Source organism: Streptomyces sp. NPDC005899 (assembly GCF_040629645.1).
In the GTDB taxonomy this organism is placed as follows: Bacteria; Actinomycetota; Actinomycetes; order Streptomycetales; family Streptomycetaceae; genus Streptomyces.
In genome coordinates this window covers 1-18,334 of the sequence record NZ_JBEXWB010000096.1, presented here as the reverse complement: position 1 = coordinate 18,334, position 18,334 = coordinate 1, and the positions used below count along the sequence as shown (strand labels likewise).

General features: G+C 71.8%; 18 protein-coding genes. 11 read left to right on the top strand and 7 right to left on the bottom strand.

Annotation, left to right across the window (positions count from 1 at the left end; translation table 11 throughout):
• Nucleotides 1-295: 295 nt before the first annotated feature.
• Nucleotides 296-736 (bottom strand): glutaredoxin domain-containing protein, encoded by a 441-nt coding sequence (locus tag ABZ371_RS14085; protein ID WP_358678207.1) that lies wholly within the window; start codon nucleotides 734-736, stop codon nucleotides 296-298.
• Between the two features lie 645 nt (nucleotides 737-1,381).
• Here ABZ371_RS14085 and rph point away from each other — a divergent pair.
• A complete protein-coding gene (gene rph, locus ABZ371_RS14080; RefSeq protein ID WP_358678205.1) occupies nucleotides 1,382-3,979 on the top strand; it encodes a rifamycin-inactivating phosphotransferase in 2,598 nt (865 codons plus the stop codon).
• Between the two features lie 1,036 nt (nucleotides 3,980-5,015).
• Here the strand turns inward: rph and ABZ371_RS14075 are convergent.
• Nucleotides 5,016-5,582, bottom strand: coding sequence for a hypothetical protein (locus ABZ371_RS14075; protein WP_358678202.1), 567 nt, complete (start codon nucleotides 5,580-5,582; stop codon nucleotides 5,016-5,018).
• A gap of 389 nt (nucleotides 5,583-5,971) precedes the next feature.
• Here ABZ371_RS14075 and ABZ371_RS14070 point away from each other — a divergent pair, with 389 nt between their 5' ends.
• From ABZ371_RS14070 to ABZ371_RS14060, 3 genes are all read left to right on the top strand, one after another.
• Nucleotides 5,972-6,187, top strand: a complete 216-nt coding sequence (locus ABZ371_RS14070; RefSeq protein ID WP_358678199.1) for a hypothetical protein — start codon at nucleotides 5,972-5,974, stop codon at nucleotides 6,185-6,187.
• 302 nt (nucleotides 6,188-6,489) lie between these two features.
• A complete protein-coding gene (locus ABZ371_RS14065; RefSeq protein ID WP_358678196.1) occupies nucleotides 6,490-7,239 on the top strand; it encodes a hypothetical protein in 750 nt (249 codons plus the stop codon).
• Between the two features lie 273 nt (nucleotides 7,240-7,512).
• Nucleotides 7,513-9,075 (top strand): FAD-dependent oxidoreductase, encoded by a 1,563-nt coding sequence (locus ABZ371_RS14060; protein WP_358678193.1) that lies wholly within the window; start codon nucleotides 7,513-7,515, stop codon nucleotides 9,073-9,075.
• Between the two features lie 24 nt (nucleotides 9,076-9,099).
• On the opposite strand, the gene ABZ371_RS14055 is transcribed toward ABZ371_RS14060, so the two are convergent.
• Nucleotides 9,100-9,429, bottom strand: a complete 330-nt coding sequence (locus ABZ371_RS14055) for a helix-turn-helix domain-containing protein (protein WP_358678190.1) — start codon at nucleotides 9,427-9,429, stop codon at nucleotides 9,100-9,102.
• Between the two features lie 197 nt (nucleotides 9,430-9,626).
• Between ABZ371_RS14055 and ABZ371_RS14050 the strand changes: the two genes are divergently transcribed.
• A complete protein-coding gene (locus tag ABZ371_RS14050) occupies nucleotides 9,627-9,935 on the top strand; it encodes an STAS domain-containing protein (protein ID WP_358678213.1) in 309 nt (102 codons plus the stop codon).
• Between the two features lie 291 nt (nucleotides 9,936-10,226).
• Here ABZ371_RS14050 and ABZ371_RS14045 read toward each other — a convergent pair whose 3' ends face one another.
• Nucleotides 10,227-10,811 (bottom strand): DUF6328 family protein, encoded by a 585-nt coding sequence (locus ABZ371_RS14045; RefSeq protein WP_358678210.1) that lies wholly within the window; start codon nucleotides 10,809-10,811, stop codon nucleotides 10,227-10,229.
• A gap of 196 nt (nucleotides 10,812-11,007) precedes the next feature.
• On the opposite strand from ABZ371_RS14045, the gene ABZ371_RS14040 reads away from it, so the two are divergent.
• Entirely contained in the window at nucleotides 11,008-11,382 is a 375-nt protein-coding gene (locus ABZ371_RS14040; RefSeq protein ID WP_358678187.1) for a VOC family protein, read from the top strand.
• A 158-nt stretch (nucleotides 11,383-11,540) separates the two neighbouring features.
• On the opposite strand, the gene ABZ371_RS14035 is transcribed toward ABZ371_RS14040, so the two are convergent.
• Entirely contained in the window at nucleotides 11,541-12,476 is a 936-nt protein-coding gene (locus ABZ371_RS14035) for a LysR family transcriptional regulator (protein WP_358678184.1), read from the bottom strand.
• A gap of 129 nt (nucleotides 12,477-12,605) precedes the next feature.
• Here ABZ371_RS14035 and ABZ371_RS14030 point away from each other — a divergent pair, with 129 nt between their 5' ends.
• The 5 genes from ABZ371_RS14030 to ABZ371_RS14010 all read left to right on the top strand — a co-directional run bounded on the left by ABZ371_RS14030 (nucleotide 12,606) and on the right by ABZ371_RS14010 (nucleotide 17,640).
• Nucleotides 12,606-13,907 (top strand): MFS transporter, encoded by a 1,302-nt coding sequence (locus tag ABZ371_RS14030; protein ID WP_358678181.1) that lies wholly within the window; start codon nucleotides 12,606-12,608, stop codon nucleotides 13,905-13,907.
• A gap of 271 nt (nucleotides 13,908-14,178) precedes the next feature.
• Entirely contained in the window at nucleotides 14,179-14,475 is a 297-nt protein-coding gene (locus tag ABZ371_RS14025) for a hypothetical protein (protein WP_358678178.1), read from the top strand.
• A 421-nt stretch (nucleotides 14,476-14,896) separates the two neighbouring features.
• A complete protein-coding gene (locus tag ABZ371_RS14020; protein WP_358678175.1) occupies nucleotides 14,897-16,357 on the top strand; it encodes an amino acid permease in 1,461 nt (486 codons plus the stop codon).
• Nucleotides 16,358-16,593: 236 nt separating this feature from the next.
• Nucleotides 16,594-16,977, top strand: a complete 384-nt coding sequence (locus ABZ371_RS14015) for a VOC family protein (RefSeq protein ID WP_358678172.1) — start codon at nucleotides 16,594-16,596, stop codon at nucleotides 16,975-16,977.
• A gap of 84 nt (nucleotides 16,978-17,061) precedes the next feature.
• Nucleotides 17,062-17,640, top strand: a complete 579-nt coding sequence (locus ABZ371_RS14010; protein ID WP_358678169.1) for a TetR family transcriptional regulator — start codon at nucleotides 17,062-17,064, stop codon at nucleotides 17,638-17,640.
• A gap of 44 nt (nucleotides 17,641-17,684) precedes the next feature.
• Here the strand turns inward: ABZ371_RS14010 and ABZ371_RS14005 are convergent, their stop codons facing one another.
• Both ABZ371_RS14005 and ABZ371_RS14000 read right to left on the bottom strand, forming a co-directional pair.
• Nucleotides 17,685-18,023: an STAS domain-containing protein gene (locus tag ABZ371_RS14005; RefSeq protein ID WP_358678166.1), complete on the bottom strand. Its 339-nt coding sequence runs from the start codon at nucleotides 18,021-18,023 to the stop codon at nucleotides 17,685-17,687.
• A partial coding sequence (locus tag ABZ371_RS14000) for a SpoIIE family protein phosphatase (protein ID WP_358678163.1) occupies nucleotides 18,020-18,334 on the bottom strand: 315 nt, incomplete at its 5' end. The genes ABZ371_RS14005 and ABZ371_RS14000, both read right to left, overlap by 4 nt.

Sequence of the window (18,334 nt, the reverse complement as noted above, 5' to 3'; positions counted from 1 at the left end):
GCCTGATCGCCCGGACGTCCCCCGCCGACTGGCGCATCACCGCCGGCGCACGCCGAGGCACCGGGTGGCGCTGCGCGGAGCACGGGCGGGCGAGCCGTGTGGTCGGGCCGGGTCCGCCGTCGAGCGGGAAAGGAGGCACGCCGCCGCGGCCATGTCTCCAGGGCGCTGATGGCGTCGGCCCTCCTACCGGCATCCGCGGCGGGCTCGACCGGCCGTGGCGCACGCTCCTGCCGTCCGGGGGCGAGGCCGGGCTCGTTGCCGGGCGTGTGGGCCCGCGACGGGTGAAGCCCCCCTCTCACCGTGTGGAGGCGGGAAGCTGCTCCCGCACCCATCGCGGATCGGGGTTGACGTGCGGCCGGCCCGCCACCACGACGGTCGGGACGGTCTCGTCGCCGTCATTGGCCGCCCTCACCGCCGCCGCTCCGGCCGGGTCCCGCCAGATGTCGACCCAGTGCAGCCCGCGGGCACTGCGGCCCAGCCTGAGGCGCAACCGCAGGCAGTACGTGCAGCCCGCCCGCCAGTAGACGACCGGCCGGCCGTCGACCGCACTGCGGCGTTGCGCCTCGACGGCACCGACCGACCGTGGGAACGCCAGCGGCGAGAGCACGCCCGCGAGCAGGACGAAGACCAGCAGCTGCGCGACAGCTGAACCGGTCTCCCCCCTCACGGCCGACGTGGTCGCCAGCAGCACTCCGCAACCCACGAACGACATCGGCAGGACCCAGGCACGCGTCATGACGAAGGAGGTTACCGGTGAGGCCGATCCGGCGGAACAACGGCCGGGAGGTGCGGCCTCCGGCCGGTCACGGCGGCGGTCGTGGCCGGCACGCATGTGGTCGCCGGGGCCTGGGAGGTGTGTGTGCGTCAGGATCGGCGCGTGTTCGTCAGGATCGGTGACGTGCCCTACGCGGCACACCGCCGTCGTACGTCGTCGTGACGCCCGGTCCCGTGCGTCCGGGAACCCGTGCGTCCGGAAAGGCGAAGGCAAGGAGTGATACTCCTTGCCACTCTCAACATACAGCGCTCCGGGGGGCTTGCCGCAAGGCCCGGGTCATGGCGCAGAATCGTCGGCCGGTGCCCACGGCCTGGGGACATGAGAGCGCTGTGACGCGTGTCGTCCAGGTGCGGGGGCGCGCACATGTCGGGTCCGGGGTGGATCCCACGGTGCGGTCGCCGGTGCCCGGCAGCGGGCGGGGGCGGGCTTCCGCCCGACCGGGTGGGCTCCGGCCCTGACGTACGGGCGGGACAAGACCCGGGCCGGGGCATCCCCTCGGCATCGGTGTCCGACGGAATTCGCGGTGCCGGCGAGCCGACCGGCACACCGCAGGACGACGCAGTACGACGCAGCACGACGCATGTCGGCTGTCCGGGAGGTATCACCGTGATCGAGCAGTACGTGTGGGATCTGGAAGACGCTGACGAGACCCAGGGCGCGATCGTCGGAGGGAAGGGCGCACACCTGGGTGCTCTGTCGCGGATCGCGGGCATCCGCGTCCCAGGTGGCTTCTGCGTGACGACGGAAGCCTTCCGGCGCGTCATGGCGCAGGCGCCGTTGATCGAGACCCAGCTCGATCAGTTGTCGTGCCTGGACGTGGACGACAGGGAGGGGATCAGCGCCCTCAGCGCACGGATCCGCCGGACGATCGAAGAGGCGGCGGTGCCGGACGGCCTCGCGGCGGCGATCACCCGGGCACTCGCCCGGTCCGGCGAAGGAGCCGCCTACGCCGTCCGGTCCAGCGCTACGGCGGAGGACCTGCCCACGGCGTCCTTCGCCGGCCAGCAGGACACGTACCTGAACATCGTCGGCCCTGCGGCGGTGCTCCGGCACGTCAGCCGGTGCTGGGCCTCGCTCTTCACCGAGCGGGCGGTGGTCTACCGCCGGCGCAACGGGATCGACCACCGGACGGTACGTATGGCCGTGGTGGTCCAGCGGATGGTCCTGCCGCAGGCAGCCGGCGTCATGTTCACGGCCGACCCCGTCTCGGGCAACCGGAAGGTCGCCACCGTCGACGCCGGCTTCGGTCTCGGCGAGGCCCTCGTCTCGGGGACCGTGAACCCGGACGTCTTCACCGTGCGCGGGGGCCGGGTCGTCGCCAGGACGATCGCCTCCAAGCGGCGTGCCGTGCACGCCCTGCCGGCCGGCGGCACACGGGAGGTGGCCGTCGACCCGCAGGACCAGGAGCAGCCGGCGCTGACGGATGCGCAGGCCGTACGGCTGGTGGAGCTCGGACGGCGCATCGAGGCCCACTTCGGCAGCCCGCAGGACGTCGAATGGTGCCTGGTGGACGACGACTTCCGGTTCGTGCAGAGCCGGCCGATCACCACGTTGTTCCCCGTCCCCGAGGTGGATGACCGGGACAATCACGTCTATCTCTCCGTCGGGCACCAGCAGATGATGACCGACCCCATGAAGCCCCTGGGCGTGTCCGTCTGGCAGCTGACGGCCATGGCGCCGATGCACGAGGCCGGCGGGAGGCTGTTCGTCGATGCCACCCGGCGTCTGGCCTCGCCCGCGAGCCGCGCCGGCTTCCTGGACATGGTGGGCAAGGGTGATCCGCTCTACAGGGACGCGCTGGAGACGGTGCTCGGCCGCGACGACTTCGTCCTGCCGCTCCCGGACGACCGTCCCGCCGGGCCCCCCGCCCCCGGTGCGCCCGCCCCGATCGAGACCGATCCGGCCGTCGTCACCGAGCTGATCGAACGCAACCAGGCATCCCTCGCCGACCTGCGCCGCACCATCCGGACGAAGACCGGCCCGGCGCTGTTCGACTTCCTGCTGGAAGCCTTCACGGAACACAAGCGCATCCTCGGTGATCCGCTGAGCCTTCGGGTGATCATGGCGGGGATGGAGGCCACGTGGTGGCTCAACGACAGGCTGCGGGAGTGGCTGGGCGAGAAGAACGCGGCGGACACGCTCACGTTGTCCGCGCCCGACAACGTCACCTCCGAGATGGGGCTGGCGCTGCTCGACGTCGCGGACGTCATCCGCCCCCGACCGGAAGTGGTCGCCTTTCTGCGGGGCGTGCAGGATGACGGTTTCCTGGAGGAACTGGGGGAGGTCGCGGGGGGAACCGAAGCGCGTGACGCCATCGAGGCGTACCTCGGCAGGTACGGGATGCGCTGCGTCGGAGAGATCGACATCACGAGGCCGCGCTGGCGCGAGCGCCCTTCGACGCTCGTTCCGGTGATCCTCGACCACGTCCGGAACTCCGGGCCGGGAGCCGCCGGACGGCGCTTCGAGCAAGGGCGGCAGAAGGCGTGGGCGAAGGAACAGGACGTGCTGTCACGCGTGCGGGCCCTGCCTGACGGGGACCGGAAGGCCGACGAGACCAAACGGATGATCGACCGGGTCAGGACCTTCGTCGGGTACCGGGAGTATCCCAAGTACGGCGTGGTCAGCCGCTACGACGTCTACAAGCAGGCCCTTCTGGAAGAGGCCGAGCGCCTCGTGGAGGCCGGCGTGCTTCCCCGGAAGGAGGACGTCTTCTACCTCACGTTCCAGGAGTTCCGGGACGTGGTGCGGACGAAGCAGGTGGACGACCCGCTCGTCCAGCGGCGCAGGGACGCGTTCAGGTCGTACCACGCGCTCACCCCGCCGCGGGTGCTCACATCGGACGGTGAGGCCGTGACCGGGTCCTACCGGCGCGACGACGTACCGGTGGGCGCCCTGACCGGCCTGCCGGTCTCCGCCGGGACCGTCACGGGCAGAGCCCGGGTGATCCATGACATGGCGCAGGCCGACCTGGCGGCGGGCGACATCCTGGTCACGACGTTCACGGATCCCAGTTGGGCCCCGCTGTTCGTCGGGATCGCCGGCCTGGTGACGGAGGTGGGCGGCCTGATGACCCACGGGGCCGTGATCGCACGTGAATACGGCCTGCCGGCCGTCGTGGGCGTGGGTCAGGCCACCCGGCTGATCCGGGACGGACAGACGATCCGTGTGCACGGGGCGGACGGCTACGTGGAAATCCTGGCCTGACCGGCCTGAGGAGACACGTGTCCACGGCGCGGGGACCGGACTTCGGGCCACTTCGCTGCTGAGTGGAACGTGGAGGGGCCCCGGTGCTGAGCGCCACCGGGGCCCGAAGGGACTGCTACACCATCTGCCGGCGGCCCTGGCGAGGCGCCGACGCTGTTCTTCCGCCGCCCCGACGGAGATGTCGTCGGGAGCGCGGGGATCGCGTTTGCTTGACCGGAGACCACCTCACTGTCGATGTCCTGCGGTACCCGGGCTCACGACGTCCGCCCGGGCGATCCTGATGGCGTGTCACTCCTCCGTCTCTTCCTCTGTACCGGCCACGTGCTTGACCGGCACTGCGGACAACCGGTGGCCTGGACCAGCACCACCTTCTTCGGCAGACGGCCCGCGTTCCTACCGCGTCCGCTCCAGCTCGGAGCACCACTGCCGAACTGCCCGGTGCGCGCGCCGGCAGCCGACGCCTTCACCGAGGACCCACCGAACCACTGCTGCCGTCGGGTCGTACCCACTGCTGTGCGGCGGCCCCTGATCACCGCGGGCCGCCCGGTCCGGCCGCCAGTCCCGTCGCCTTCCTGCAACAAACCCGGCTTCGGAACTCCACCACCGCACCGACCTGCGTACTTCGTTCACCGCTGCCCGGCAGTTCGTCCCTGCCGGGCCCTGCTGTTTTCCTGACTACGTGAGAAACCATAACCACACCACCATCCAATGTCTACTACGAGCGGCACAGTTTTTAGCGTGTCTCCAGGAGAGGAACACTGAAGTGGTCCGGTATGCCTGCGCGAGCCGGGCAGCGGGAGCTGTGTGGCTGCCGGAGAGGCCCGGCACGCCGCGACGGACCCCGCCACGGGCACGTGGTTCGGGGAGCTCGTCCCATGCCGCGCCGCACAGGAGGTGCGTTCGGGCCTGGCTGACCTGCCGCCACAAAGCTTCCGGACGAGCGGTACCACGCGGGTACTCGCGGGTCCGCGCTTCGGCGAGGGCGGCCTCGCGGTGGCCGGGGCGTGCCGGCAGCCAGGTGTTCGGCCGGGCGGCCTCAAGCGGTGACGGCGGGAATTGGGCGGCGGCGGTGGTAGGCGACCGCGAGAGCGATGGTGACCGGCCCCCACGCGGCGAGGGGGGTGACACACACCGTAGCGAGCACCTGCCAGGCGTCGTCGGTGTATGCGACGGTGTCGATGACGCCGTACAGGGCGATCCTTCGCCCGTTGCCGATCGGCACGGCGGTGAACAGCAGGGTGAGGATCAGGCCGCCGAGGACGGCCGGGCCGGTGGCCGCCATGGGCGGGACGCGTCTGCCACCGATGTACGGGATCCAGCGCGGCACCACCTCGACCCAGCCCCTGACCAGTCCGGTGGTCAGGAGAGCGAGCGCTTCCGGCAGCACGCTGAGCCCGAGGACGTACGGGATGCTGATCCAGTAGGTCGGCATGCCGTCCTCCTGGACCTGCCCCATGTCGAAGTGCGGGACGAAGGGCAACCGCCACAGACACGACGGCAGCAGTAACAGAGGAAGCGCGTAGGCCAGGGTCGCCACCCGACGGGGAACGGGCCGCTCGGTATCACCGGCCGACGGGGGCCGGCGCAGGATCTTCGGCGTCATGCCCCCCCCTTTGTGGATCGGGCACGCCGAGAAGTCGTCCATCCGGACCGAACCCCTACCCCGCGAGGTGGAGTCCGTCCCGGCCGGCTCCACCCCACGGGGTACAGGCGGAGGGCTTCCCTCCTGACCGCCGGCCCACCGGCTCACCGGCTCACGACTTCAGGACGCACGAGCGGCGGCCCCGGCCGCAGCGACCGGCACTCGCGGGTCCCCGCCGTGCTGGCCGGTCACGCAGACAGTGACGAGTGCGGCGGGCGTTCGTTTCTCACGCCATGAGTACATCTGACGCTCCGACGGTGGCGGGCACCGGCTATCTGTCCCTCACGTGGGCGCCCCCGCCGAGACGGGCACAAGGGCTCCCCACCCCTCGGGCTGCTGAGAACCGCCCCGTGTCGCGGCCGCGGGCGGCAGTTTCGGCAGCTCTTCCCGGCCGGGAGGAGGCTCCCATCTACGAGGAACTGCTCAGGCGCTGGGCGGCTCGGGGCAACGCTCTGCCCGGCATGCCGGATCCCGAGTGGCTCCGGCTGACTTCCTACCGGCATCACCAGGAGGAGACGGAGCGGACGCTGCGGATGCTCCATCTGCAGGCCATCCTGACCCTCTGACAGCACGGCCGCCGGAGGAGGGGCCGGCTCTTCGCAAGAGCACGAACGGTCGGGAACATGCTCCTGCACTATCTTCTGCCGATGTGACTTCGCAGGTCCAATCGGGTTGTTCCGGCCTTCTGACAGGTGCTATTCAGCCGCTCCGGCGTTGATCGACCGTGGAAGCCAGGGAGATGTGGAGGCGGCATGCGGTTCTGGCCGACGCCTTCTGCGGTGCGGACGACCGAGTACGCGAGGCCCAGTCGGTGTTCGACGGCGCCCAAGCGGAACGCGCAAGGACTCTTGCCGCTTTCGCCGTCACTGTGGGTAGCGATGCAGCTGTCGCAGAGCTGCTGGGACTGAACGAGCGCGAGGTGCGGCTCGCCCGGCGTACCGTGGGCAAGACGGACGCCCGTTCGCTCGCCGGTGCGCTGCTCACGCGAGCGCCGGCCGACGCCCCGGACACCGGCGGGGAGTCGGAGGTGGCCACCGGCGACGGTGACTCCACGCCCGCGGCCGCCGACAGCAGCCCCGCCGTCGCGGCACGTCCGGCTTCCCCGCGGGCCCCCGTCCCGGCGCCCCGCCTCGAACAGTCGCCACCCCGCCGGCCGACAGGAGTGGCGACCGCCGGGCCCCGGGTGGAGGACTGGTCACGCGTCCGGGACTCCTTCCTCGTGGACGGCTGGAACAAGGGCGTGGACGCCGCCACGCTCGCCTCGCAGCTCGGCATCGGGCTCACCCAACTGGTCACCCGCGCGCAGCAGTTGTACGCCGAGGGTCGACTCGTGCAAGTACGCCGCGACGGGGGCCGCCACCGGCGGTCCGCGGAGGCTTCCGCCTCCTCCCGGATGGTCCACGACTACGAGCGTGCCCTCGGGCCGAGCGCGGGCATGAACCATGCGTGGCAGCCCCCGGCCGTCGACTCCGGGACAGGCCAGCAAGAAGCCGCGCACTACCTGCCGTACGCCCAGGGCGGCAGCGCGTTCACCGGCTACCCTCCCGGCGCGACGCGCGGCGGCCCGGACCAGCTGGTCCACCACGGTTGGTCGCCGGACCACGCAGCCGATCGGTGAGAGCGGGCTCGCGCCCCCACGTGCGGGGAGGGGTGCCCGGGCCGCCGGCTGGCCGCGGTCGCCGGTCCAGCGGTACGCACGCCGTTCGGCGCCGGCCGCCGGGTACCTCTTCGTACGGGTGGCTCCGCGGGCGGGTGCGCCGACCGGGGCGGGTGGCGGGCGGACGGCTCGCCCGCCGCTCTCCACCCGGTGTCGCCCCTTGACATGGTGGCGACCGTTGTGGCTGCTCAGGGCGGTGTGAGGCCCGTTTTGACTCCTCGTCATAGTGTTGCCATGGACTATGACGTAGTGGTGGCCGGAGGCGGCCCGGTCGGACTGATGCTGGCCTGTGAACTCCGGCTCGGAGGCGCGCGGGTGGCTGTCCTGGAGCGCCTCACGGAAGTGGATTCGACGATCAAGGGCGGGGCGATCACCACGCCCGGCGCCGAGGCGCTCTACCGGCGGGGCATGCTGCCCGCGCTTGCCGAGGTGCAGCGGCAGGCGATGGACCGCTTCCACGCGTTCATGCGCGAGCGCGACGGCACGTACGGGGACGGGGCACCGGGCCGGGGTCTCGGTTTCGTCGGGCACTTCGCCGGGATCATGCTGCGCGCCGACCTGGTCGACCGTACGGCGCCGGGCCTGGCCGACGCCGGACCCGCCGCCGACGTCGCTCTCGTACCGCAGCAGGTGATCGAGCGGCTGCTCGGGGAGCGGGCACGGGAGCTCGGCGCCGACGTGCGCCGGGGAGTGGAGCTGACCGGTCTCGACACGGAGGCCGGGGCGGTCATCGTGCGGACGGACCGCGGGGTGATACGCGCCGGCTGGCTCGTGGGCTGCGACGGGGGGCGCAGTGCGGTGCGCAAGTGCGCGGGGTTCGCGTTCCCCGGCACGGAGCCCGAGATCACCTGCCACCAGGCGGTCGTGGAGATGACGGGCGCCGAGGACCTGCAGGTGGGCTGGACCGCGACGGACCTCGGTGTGTACGCCTACGGGCCGATGCCGGGGCGCGTCGTCACCGTCGAGTTCGACGGCCCGCCGGCCGACCGGGAGTCACCGGTCACCGCCGAGGACCTCCAGGCGCGGTTGCGCCGGGTGTCCGGCGTGGACGTCACCGTCGCCGCGGTGCGGACCGCGACCCGCTTCACCGACCACGCCCGCCAGGTCACCGAGTACCGCAGGGGCCGTGTTCTGCTGGCGGGCGACGCCGCGCACGTGCACTCCGCCTTCGGGAGCCAAGGGCTGAGCCTCGGGATCGGGGATGCGATGAACCTGGGCTGGAAGCTCGCCTCGGTGATCGGCGGACGGGCTCCCGAGAGCCTGCTGGACACCTACACCACCGAGCGGCATCCGGTCGGCGCGGGCATCCTGGACTGGACCCGGTCGCAGGTCGCGGCCATGCGTCCCGACCCGCAGTCGCGGGCCCTGCGTGAGATCCTCACCGAGATGGCGGGAACGGTGGCGGGTACGACCCACCTCACCGCCCGGCTCAACAGTGCGGGCGTGCGGTACGACCTTCCGGGCGGCCACCCGCTGACCGGCCGCAGCGCCCCGGACCTCGTACTCGCCGACGGCGGGCGCCTCGCCGACCACCTCCACGACGGCCGGGCGCTCCTGCTCGACCTCACCGACGACCCGGCGGTCCGCGCCGTGGCCGCGGGGTACGCCGGCCGGGTCGGCGTCCTGACCGCGGCCTGCCCGTCACGTCCGGAACTGGCGGCCGTCCTGGTGCGCCCGGACGGCTTCACGGCCTGGGCGGCCGACGCGGGGCCGGAGGCACGGACGCCTACGGCCGGACTGCCGGAAGCGCTGGAGCAGTGGTTCGAAGCGCCGGAGAGTGCCATGACGCCGCACTGAACCTCTCCCGGCTTCCGGGCGTGGCTACCGGGAGACCGGCTTCCTGCCGTGGTCGCTCTCGTCCTGCACGAGCAGGGAGAGCAGCGACGCGACGGAGAGACCGGCCTCCGCCGGGTGCCGCAGCACCTTGTCCGGCTGGATGCGGTAGGTGTTCGCCCTCCCCTCACGGGTGTGGGAGAGGTAACCGGCGCGCTCCAGGTCGGAGATGATGCGCTGGACGGCGCGCTCGGTGAGCCGGCAGTGGGCGGCGATGTCGCGGATGCGGACGTGCGGGTCGTCGGCGATGGCTGCCAGCACGCGCGCGTGGTTGGTGACGAACGTCCATCCGGTGTGGGATTCGGGTGCTCCAGGCATGTCCCCATTTTAGGGGGAGACGCTTGCCGGTAATCGACTACGTGACATACTTTTCGTGTAATTGATGGCATGAGTAAGCGCAGGAGGGTCCGTAAGTGTCGAAGCGCGAGACCGCCACGACGACGTGCGCGGGTGGGGCCGGCACGACCAGCGTGCGCACGACCGGCCGGCCGCGCGTTCCGGTACGCCCGGTGGTGGTGCAGTACGCACGGCACGGGGCCTGGGTCGTCGCTCCACACGGTCCCTGCGACATGGACTCGGTCCCACCCCTGGCGGAGGCCTTGTCCGCCGCGGCCGAGGCTCATCCGCACGTGGTCCTGGACGCCTCCGGCATCACCTTCGCGGATTCGTCCCTGCTCAATCTGCTCATCCTCACCCACCGGACCGGTGCCCTGACCGTGGCGGCTCCGGGGCCCCAGCTCCGGCGCCTCCTGGAGATCACCGGTGCCGGCGCAGTCCTGCGGGTCAGGGCCGGCGTCGAGGAGGCTGCCGCCCCCCAGCGGTGAGCCGCGGACGGGAATCCGCGGTCCGGGCGCTGGCGGCCGGAAGTCGTACCGACCGCGTGGGGTCCTGTAGTCCGGGCGCGCTGATCGACGTCGGCAGCGCGCCCCGGCCGTTCGCCGGGCGGGAGAGGCGTTGCGGGCGGGCGGCGCGGGAGCCTGGGCGGCGTCAGCCGTCCCGCGCGAACACCGCTGACCGGCCCGAGGCGCGCAGGACGGCCCCGCCGAAACGTTTTTCGCCCCGCGGCGCCGACGGCCGCGGGGCGAATGTGCTTGTCGGCACCGCGGGGCTCGGGGCTAGGAGGAAGTGCCCGGCGTCTCGTGCTCGCACCGGTCGTCAGGGCGCCGGGTCGCACGTCGGCGAAGCAGCAGTGGCAGCACGTACCAGCTGAGGCAGAACCACACCATGACGCCACCCACGAGCGCGATGGCGAGCGGCCCCGGCACCACCACGTAGAGGATGAGCAGAAGCGTGCACCCGATGGTGAGGGCGAGCAGCACCATCCCGCAGATCATCAGCCGGCCGGCAGCCTCCACCACCTCGTCCTTCATGCGCTGGCCGGACAGGAAGCGGTGGATGGACACGGGGGCTATGAGCGAGGCGGTGGCCGTCGCGCCGAGGGCCACGGTGGTGACGTAGACGGCACGCTCGAAGGTGCCCAGGTCATGGAACATCGGGGTGAAGGCCACGCTCAGCAGGAAGCCGAACAGGATCTGCACACCCGTCTGAGCGACGCGCGTTTCCTGAAGGAGCTCGTTCCACCGGCGGTTGACGCGTTCGCGGGCACTTTCGGCCGGTTCCGGATGCGTGTTCGTCCCACTTACTCCGCAGGTGACGCAAGGTCTCTCCTCCGTCCCCGATGCGGGTCCCTGCTGCGTCATGGTCATGATGCCTCCAAGTGGTGGACCTTCCGGATGCCCACGATGGGCGCGTTCATGCGACCGGGCGAAGTGTCCGCCTGCGCCGTCTGCCCAGGAACGGCACGGGCGCCGCCGTACCGGGCGGGGGCTGCCGGGAGACGCGTCGGGGCGTGGGACGCGGATGCATGAGGGCGGGCACCGGGGCAACGCTGGAGTCATGACGACGACACTCGGCGCCTTTGTCCTCGGTACTCCCGACCCGCCCGCACTGGCCGACTTCTACCGCGCCCTGCTCGGCTGGGAGGAGGTGGAGCGTGAACCGGAGTGGGTCCGGCTGAGAGCTCCGGAACAGGAACGTCCCGGCCTCAGCTTCCAGTTGGAGAGTGACCACACTCCCCCGGTCTGGCCTCAGCTGCCGGGCACACAGCAGATGCAGGCGCACCTCGACCTGCGGGTCGACGACCTGGAGGCGGAGACGGCACGGGCGTGCGCCCTGGGCGCCACGCTGGAGGAGCATCAGCCCCAGGAGGATGTACGAGTCCTCCGCGACCCGCACGGCCATCCTTTCTGCCTCTTCCTCCCGGGCGCCTGAGACCACCGGGGACGGCACGGCCCGGCCCAGGGCCGTCGGCCGCCGTCGGTGCCCGTCCTGCCGGGGCCCGCGTGGGAGGTCGCAGGACGGGGGCGGCCGCCGGCCGGCCGCTCGTCCTCGCAGGCCTCTCGGCGCTCGGCGGGACAGCGCCTCCCAGCTCAGTCGGGAAGCACCCAGCCCGGCGTCCAGGTCCCGGCGGTGTCGTGGCCGGGGGTCATGGCGGCGAGGTGGGCGCGGAGCGTCGCCAGGGCGGGGTGGGGGTTGTCCCGGTGCCACAGGAGTGAGTGCGGGTAGACAGGCGTGGGATCGGTCACGGGGATGCGGCGCAGGCCGTGGCCGGCGGGCCGGACGAGACGGGTCCGGCCACCCATGAAGGTGGCCAGCGCCGGTGTGTCGGCGATTGTGTCCAGGAGTACGTCGGAGCCGAAGTTGGGTCCGGTCGCCTCGATGGTGAGCCCGAACTCCGAGACGAGGTCGTCGTAGTAGGCGGCCCACTCGGTTCCGGGCCTGATGCCGGGCATCCAGATCCGGTGCCCGGCGAGCTGGGCGACGGTCACCGACCGGGCACCCGCCAGCGCGTGGGCGGGGCCGGTGAGGAGCTCGAGAGGCTCGTCGAGGACACGGGCGCTCGCGATGTCGTCGGGAAAGGGCCGGCCGGGGGCGGCGACGGCGCGGAACGAGGCGTCGATCGCACCGGACCTGATGGCGGAGACGGCCGTCTCGATGTCCAGCAGCATGACCACGTCGAGTTCGACGTCGGGGCAGGCGCGGTGGAAGCCGTGCATCACGCCCGACGCCGCACCCCGTGACGCGATCACGTCGACGCGCAGCGGACGCGTGCCGGGGCGCACCGACGCGACCGCGCGCTCGGCCACCCGCAGCATGTCCCGCGCGTGAGGCAGGAACGCCTGCCCGTCGATGGTCAGCTCGGCACCGCGTGGAGTGCGGGTGAACAGCCGCACCCCGAGGCCCCGCTCCAGCGCCGCGACGCGCTTCGACACGGCCTGCTGGGTGATCGCCAGCTCGGTGGCGGCTTCCTGGAACCGCCGTGCCTCGGCGACGGTGACGAAGGTCCGGACGGTGTCGAGGTCCATGCCACCAGCCTAGGGGAACAACCTCTGGTTGTGGGCAGGTGGCTCTGCGGTTGTTTGACCCGGGTGCACAGGGCTCGGTTGTATGCAGCCGGCCCCGTACTGGTGGTGCGGGTGGGTGGGCGAGGTGAGATGGGCAAGCGACGCGTGACCGGGCCGGACCGTCCGTTCGGGCAGCGGCTGGGGCGGCAGTTCGGGTGGTTGTGGGCAGCGTACGGAACCAGTGCCCTCGGCACGTGGCTCGCCTTCGGGGCGTTCCCGCTGATCGCCGTCCGGGTACTGGACTCCGGACCTGCCGAGGTCGCCGCGCTGTCCTCCGTGGCGGCCGCGGTGGGCGCGGCCGTCGCCGTGCCGCTCGGCCCGTGGGTGGAGTTCCGCCGCAAACGGCCCGTGCTCGTCGCGGCGGACCTGGCGCGGTGCGCCGCTCTGCTGACGGTTCCGGCGGCGTTCGCGCTCGGAGCGCTCACCTTCCTCCAGCTCCTGCTGGTGTCGGCGGTGGTGGCGGGCGCCGACATCACCTTCCGCGCCGCCTCCGGCGCGTACGTGAAGAGCCTGCTGGCGGCCGATGATCTGCTCGTCGCCAACGCCCGGTTCGAGTCGACGGCGTGGGCCACGACGATCGTCGGACCACCCCTGGGCGGCGCGGCGATCGGGCTCCTCGGCCCGATGGTGACCGTGCTCGCCGACGCGGCCAGTTACCTCCTCTCGGCCATGGGTATCCGCGCGGCGGGTGGGACGGAACCGCCGCCCGAGCCGCGGGACGTCGCGCGCATGCGCACGAAGGACCTGTTCGACGGCTGGCGGTTCATCCTCGCGGACGCCATGCTGCGCCGGCTGTTCTGGAACACCACGTTGTTCAACGCTCTGGTGATGGCCACCTCGCCGCTGCTGGCCGTCCTGATGCTGGGCCGCCTCGGGTTCGCACCGTGGCAGTACGGGCTCGCCTTCGCCGCCCCCTCGATCGGCGGGCTGCTCGGTTCACTGCTGGCGCGGCCGCTCGTGGCCCGGTACGGGCAGCACCGGGTGCTGGTCGTCTCCGGGGCCTTGCGCGCACTGTGGCCCGTCGGCCTGGCCTTCCTGGGGCCGGGCACCGGAGGGTTGCTCCTGGTGATGGGCGTCGAGACGGGACTCATCTTCTGCTGCGGCGTCTTCAACCCCGTCCACGCCACCTACCGCCTCCAGTACACCGCGTCCGACCGGGTCACCCGCACACTGTCCGCCTGGGCGGTGACGGCCAAGGCATCGACCGCGCTGCTGACGGCCCTCTGGGGTGTGCTGGGCGGCCTGCTCGGCCCGCGTACGGCCATCGGCCTGGCCGGCGTCTTCCTGCTGGCGACCCCGCTGCTGCTCCCCCGGCGCGCGGCGACTCCACCCGCCGACCCGGAGCCGGCGGCGAACGGCACCGGTCCGGGGAGGGTGCCGAGCAGCGGATGACGGGGCGGGCCCGCCGCCCACGGTCGTCCGCGCCGGGCCACTCCCCGGCGCGGACGGCCCACACTCCTCGCGCGGTTCGCGCCTCGTCCCGATGCCGTCCCGGTGTCCGGTCCGGAAGTGAGTCTCCCGTCCGGCAAGTCGCGGCCCGCGCTCGTCGGAAAACCGTCTTCCGCACGTCGCCACGGGACTCACCTTCCGCTTCCCGGGGGATACTCCGCGTGACGACAGCGGGGCGCCGCAGAGGCGGCTCGCGACACGGAAGGACAGTCGCATGAGACGACTTACCGCCACCACGGCCCTCGGGGCGTTCGCGGCCGCCGCGGTACTGGCCCTCACGGTCAGCGGTTCCGCGTACGCGGCCGAAGGAGTGCTCACCGTCAACGGTGCCGAGCACAAGGACCCGTCCGGCTGCTATCCGGTCGAGCGGTACCCGTCGTCGGTGACCAACCACACCGACGCCATCGCCGAGGTTCACTCCGGTCCCGACTGCACGGGACCGGTGGAGGAGCTCCTCCGTCCCGGTGTGACGTACCACTCCGAGACCGCCGGGAGCGTCTTCGTCCTCTGACCTGGATCTCGTCCATCAGGACCTGCCGGCCGGACGCCGGATCCGGGAGCCCCTCCCGTAGCCCGTAGCCGTCCGAGCCCGCGGCGGCGCGGCGGGTACCGGTGCGGGCGCGGACCGCGGGCCCGGGTCTCGCGTGAGGGCCTCGCCACGCCACGCCAGGGCGTTCCGGCCTCCCAGCCGTCCCGGCCCTCCGCCCTCCGCCCTCCGCCCTCCGCCCTCCGCCCTCCGCCCTCCGCATGCATGGGCATTTGCTTTACCAGGCTCAAACCTCTGGAAAACCTCAGATTTGTTTTCGTACGGCCCACCCCACTGCCAGAATCACAGGGTTCCTGACCGTGTGCCTTCGAGCCATAGACGGGCCCCTCCCCCACGGGCCCGGCCGGGACCGGCCATCTTCCCCTCACAAAGGCGAACCCCACTCATGAGTGACGGCAGCATCACAGCAGCCGATCAGCTCGCCTCTGCCGCACCGGCAGCGAGCTCCCCGCACGTGGATGCCGGCGACGCCGGCTACAGCAAGGACCTCAAGTCCCGCCACATCAACATGATCGCCATCGGTGGGGCGATCGGCACCGGACTGTTCCTGGGTGCGGGCGGGCGGCTCGCCGACGCCGGCCCCTCGCTCGCCATCGCCTACGCGGTCTGCGGTGTCTTCGCGTTCTTCGTCGTGCGCGCGCTCGGTGAGCTGATCCTGTACCGCCCGTCGTCCGGCGCCTTCGTCTCCTACGCCCGCGAGTTCATGGGTGAGAAGGGCGCCTTCGCGGCGGGCTGGCTGTACTTCCTCAACTGGTCGACCACGGCGATCGCGGACATCACCGCCGCGGCGACGTACGCGCACTTCTGGGGCATGTTCAGCGACGTCCCGCAGTGGATCCTCGCGTTGATCGCGCTCGCCGTGGTGCTCACGGCCAATCTCATCTCGGTGAAGTACTTCGGCGAGATGGAGTTCTGGTTCGCGATCGTCAAGGTGGCCGCCCTGGTCGCCTTCATGCTGGTCGGCATCTTCCTCGTCGTCACCCAGCATCCCGTGGACGGCCACACACCGGGTCTGTCGACGGTGTCGGAGACCGGTGTCTTCCCCGTCGGCACACTGCCGATGCTGCTCGTGATCCAGGGCGTCGTCTTCGCCTACGCCTCCGTCGAACTCTGCGGCGTCGCCGCGGGCGAGACGGAGAACCCCGAGAAGATCATGCCCAGGGCGATCAACTCGATCATGTGGCGGGTCGGACTGTTCTACGTCGGTTCGGTCGTGCTCCTCGCCCTGCTGCTGCCCTACACCGCCTACTCCGGTGACCAGAGCCCGTTCGTCACCGTCATGGACAAGCTGGGTGTACCGGGCGCGGCCGGCGTGATGAACCTGGTCGTGCTGACGGCCGCCCTGTCCAGCCTCAACTCCGGCCTCTACTCCACCGGCCGCATCCTGCGCTCGATGGCCCTGGCGGGCAGCGCACCGCGCTTCACCGGCCTCATGAACAAGGGGCAGGTCCCCTACGGCGGCATCCTGCTGACGGCGGGCTTCGGTGTGCTGGGCGTCGCGCTGAACTACGTGGTGCCCGGCCAGGCGTTCGAGATCGTGCTGAATTTCGCTTCCATCGGCATCCTCGGCACCTGGGGCATGATCATGCTCTGCTCCCTGGTCTTCTGGCACCGCGCCCGGAACGGCCGGGTGACCAGGCCTGCCTACCGGCTGCCCTGGGCTCCGTACACGCAGATCGTCACCCTGCTGTTCCTCGTCGGCGTGGCGTGCCTCATGTGGTGGGGCGGCGGCGTCGGCCGGACGACTGTCACGCTCCTGCCGGTGATCGCTGCGGCACTGGTCGGCGGCTGGTTCCTCGTCCGCGGACGGGTCCGCGAGGTGGCGCGGAGCCGACAGGACGCCTGACCCCCTCCGCAGGGAGGCGATCCTCCGGACGACCGGGCGGTGCACGAGCTGCTCGATGACGAGCAGTTCGACGTCGAAGCCCACGACGGAAGCCACGGTCCACGTATGTCGACGGGGCCGGACATCACAGCGGTCGCGTCGGCCGGTCCGCGGGGGCGGGCTCTCCGGGCCGTCGACCCTCCCCGGTTCGCGGGCCGCGGGCTCTTCTCCCGGGGCCGCCCTCGTACACTGCGTGCATGGCATGCCGCATCAGTGAGCTGGTCATCGAAGCCGCCGACCCGGAGCGGCTCGCCGCGTTCTGGGGTGCGGTCCTGGGCTACACCGAACTCGGCCGGGAGGACGACGGAAGCATCGAGATCGGGCCACCCGACGTCGGCTTCGGCGGCCCCCAGCCGACGATCGTCCTCAGCCCCTCCGGTGCGCCGCGGGCCGGGAAGCTCCGGCTGCACATCGACGTGAACGCGACCGACCGCGACCAGGACGCCGAGCTGGAGCGGCTCCTCGCTCTCGGCGCCAGGCCCGCCGACGTCGGCCAGAGCGGCACGGAGAGCTGGCACGTCCTGGCCGACCCGGAGGGCAACGAGTTCTGTCTCCTGCGCACCCGTCTCCGGCCGCTCTGACCCCGTACGGGGCGAAGCGCCGGCCAGGCGGTAGTACTCTGCCCGACGTGGTCCGGACGTAGTACTACGCATGGAGTGGTGCCGATGGTGAGACGGAACGACGAGCGGCGTGCCGCCCTCGTCGATGCGGCGATCGAGGTCCTGGCCCGGGAAGGCGCCCGGGGCCTGACCTTCCGGGCGGTGGACCTCGAGGCTGCTGTGCCCGTGGGCACCGCGTCCAACTACTTCGCCGGCCGGGACAGCCTGCTCACCCAGGCCGGCGCCCGCGTGTACGAGCGGCTGCGGCCGGGCGAGGACACGATCGCCCGCCAGCGGGCGGCCGGCCGCGACCGGGAGGTCTACGCGGAACTGATGCGTGAGCTCGTCGCACGCGTGGCCTCCTTCCGCACGGGTTACCTCGCCCTGCTCGAACTTCGCCTCGAGGCCACCCGGCGTCCCGAACTGCGCAAGGTGCTCACCGAGCGCGTGCGGGCCGACGTCGACGCCAACGTCGCCTATCACGAGGCCTCGGGGCTCCCCGGCGACGCCATGGCCGTCAAACTGCTCATACTCACGCTGAACTGGCTGATCGTCGAGCAGCTCACCCTGCCGGACGTCTTCACGGAGGCGGAGCGCGACCGGCTGGTGACCGCTGCCGTCGAGCGCATCGTGGCAGCGGAGTAGTCCCTGGGACAGCGGGGCGGTGTTCCGGCGATCCGGTCGGCGGTTCAGGTCCCGGCGGCCGTTTCCCCCTCGAAGTGGAGGGAGAAGACCTGGTCGAGACCGACGACGCGCAGGACGCGCAGGGTGTGGGCGGGCACTGCGGCGAGTGCGACGTCCGCCCGGTGGGCCTGGGCGTGGTTGCGTGCGGCGATCAGTGCGGCGATGCCGCTGGAGTCGCAGAACCGCATGCTCCCCAGGTCCAGCACGAGGCGCTGGCCCGGTCGGAGGGTGACCGCGGCGAGTCGTTCGCGCAGCTCCGCGGCCGTGTCGTAGTCCAGTTCGCCGACGATCTCCAGTACGGGACCGGTGACGGCGTCTCGGGTGATGATCTGCAGCGGGCTCATTCCACGTTGTTCCTCGTGAGGCCGACGGCGGGAACGCCGAGGGCGAGCAGGGCTGTGTCGTCGTCGAGGCCGCCACCGAAGTCGTCCAGCAGGCCCGTCAGGGCCTCGATGACCGCCTGTGGGGAGCGGCCGGCGTGACCGGCGGTGAACGCGCGAAGCGCTTCGTCCCCGTACAGGGCAGTACGGTCCTCGCCCTGTCCGACCCGGGCCTCGGTCAGGCCGTCCGTGTAGAGCAGGAGGGTGTCGCCGGGGGCGAGGGTGGTGGTGGCGGCGGTGAAGGGGGCGGAGGGCAGGATGCCGACGAGGAGCCC

Bases quoted from the DNA above. Each gene is read 5' to 3' on its own strand.
- ABZ371_RS14085 (WP_358678207.1), bottom strand. From the start codon at position 736: ATGACGCGTGCCTGGGTCCTGCCGATGTCGTTCGTGGGTTGCGGAGTG.
- ABZ371_RS14075 (WP_358678202.1), bottom strand. From the start codon at position 5,582: ATGACGCCGAAGATCCTGCGCCGGCCCCCGTCGGCCGGTGATACCGAG.
- ABZ371_RS14060 (WP_358678193.1), top strand. From the start codon at position 7,513: ATGGACTATGACGTAGTGGTGGCCGGAGGCGGCCCGGTCGGACTGATG.
- ABZ371_RS14055 (WP_358678190.1), bottom strand. From the start codon at position 9,429: ATGCCTGGAGCACCCGAATCCCACACCGGATGGACGTTCGTCACCAAC.
- ABZ371_RS14045 (WP_358678210.1), bottom strand. From the start codon at position 10,811: ATGACGCAGCAGGGACCCGCATCGGGGACGGAGGAGAGACCTTGCGTC.
- ABZ371_RS14040 (WP_358678187.1), top strand. From the start codon at position 11,008: ATGACGACGACACTCGGCGCCTTTGTCCTCGGTACTCCCGACCCGCCC.
- ABZ371_RS14035 (WP_358678184.1), bottom strand. From the start codon at position 12,476: ATGGACCTCGACACCGTCCGGACCTTCGTCACCGTCGCCGAGGCACGG.
- ABZ371_RS14030 (WP_358678181.1), top strand. From the start codon at position 12,606: ATGGGCAAGCGACGCGTGACCGGGCCGGACCGTCCGTTCGGGCAGCGG.
- ABZ371_RS14025 (WP_358678178.1), top strand. From the start codon at position 14,179: ATGAGACGACTTACCGCCACCACGGCCCTCGGGGCGTTCGCGGCCGCC.
- ABZ371_RS14020 (WP_358678175.1), top strand. From the start codon at position 14,897: ATGAGTGACGGCAGCATCACAGCAGCCGATCAGCTCGCCTCTGCCGCA.
- ABZ371_RS14015 (WP_358678172.1), top strand. From the start codon at position 16,594: ATGGCATGCCGCATCAGTGAGCTGGTCATCGAAGCCGCCGACCCGGAG.
- ABZ371_RS14010 (WP_358678169.1), top strand. From the start codon at position 17,062: ATGGTGAGACGGAACGACGAGCGGCGTGCCGCCCTCGTCGATGCGGCG.
- ABZ371_RS14005 (WP_358678166.1), bottom strand. From the start codon at position 18,023: ATGAGCCCGCTGCAGATCATCACCCGAGACGCCGTCACCGGTCCCGTA.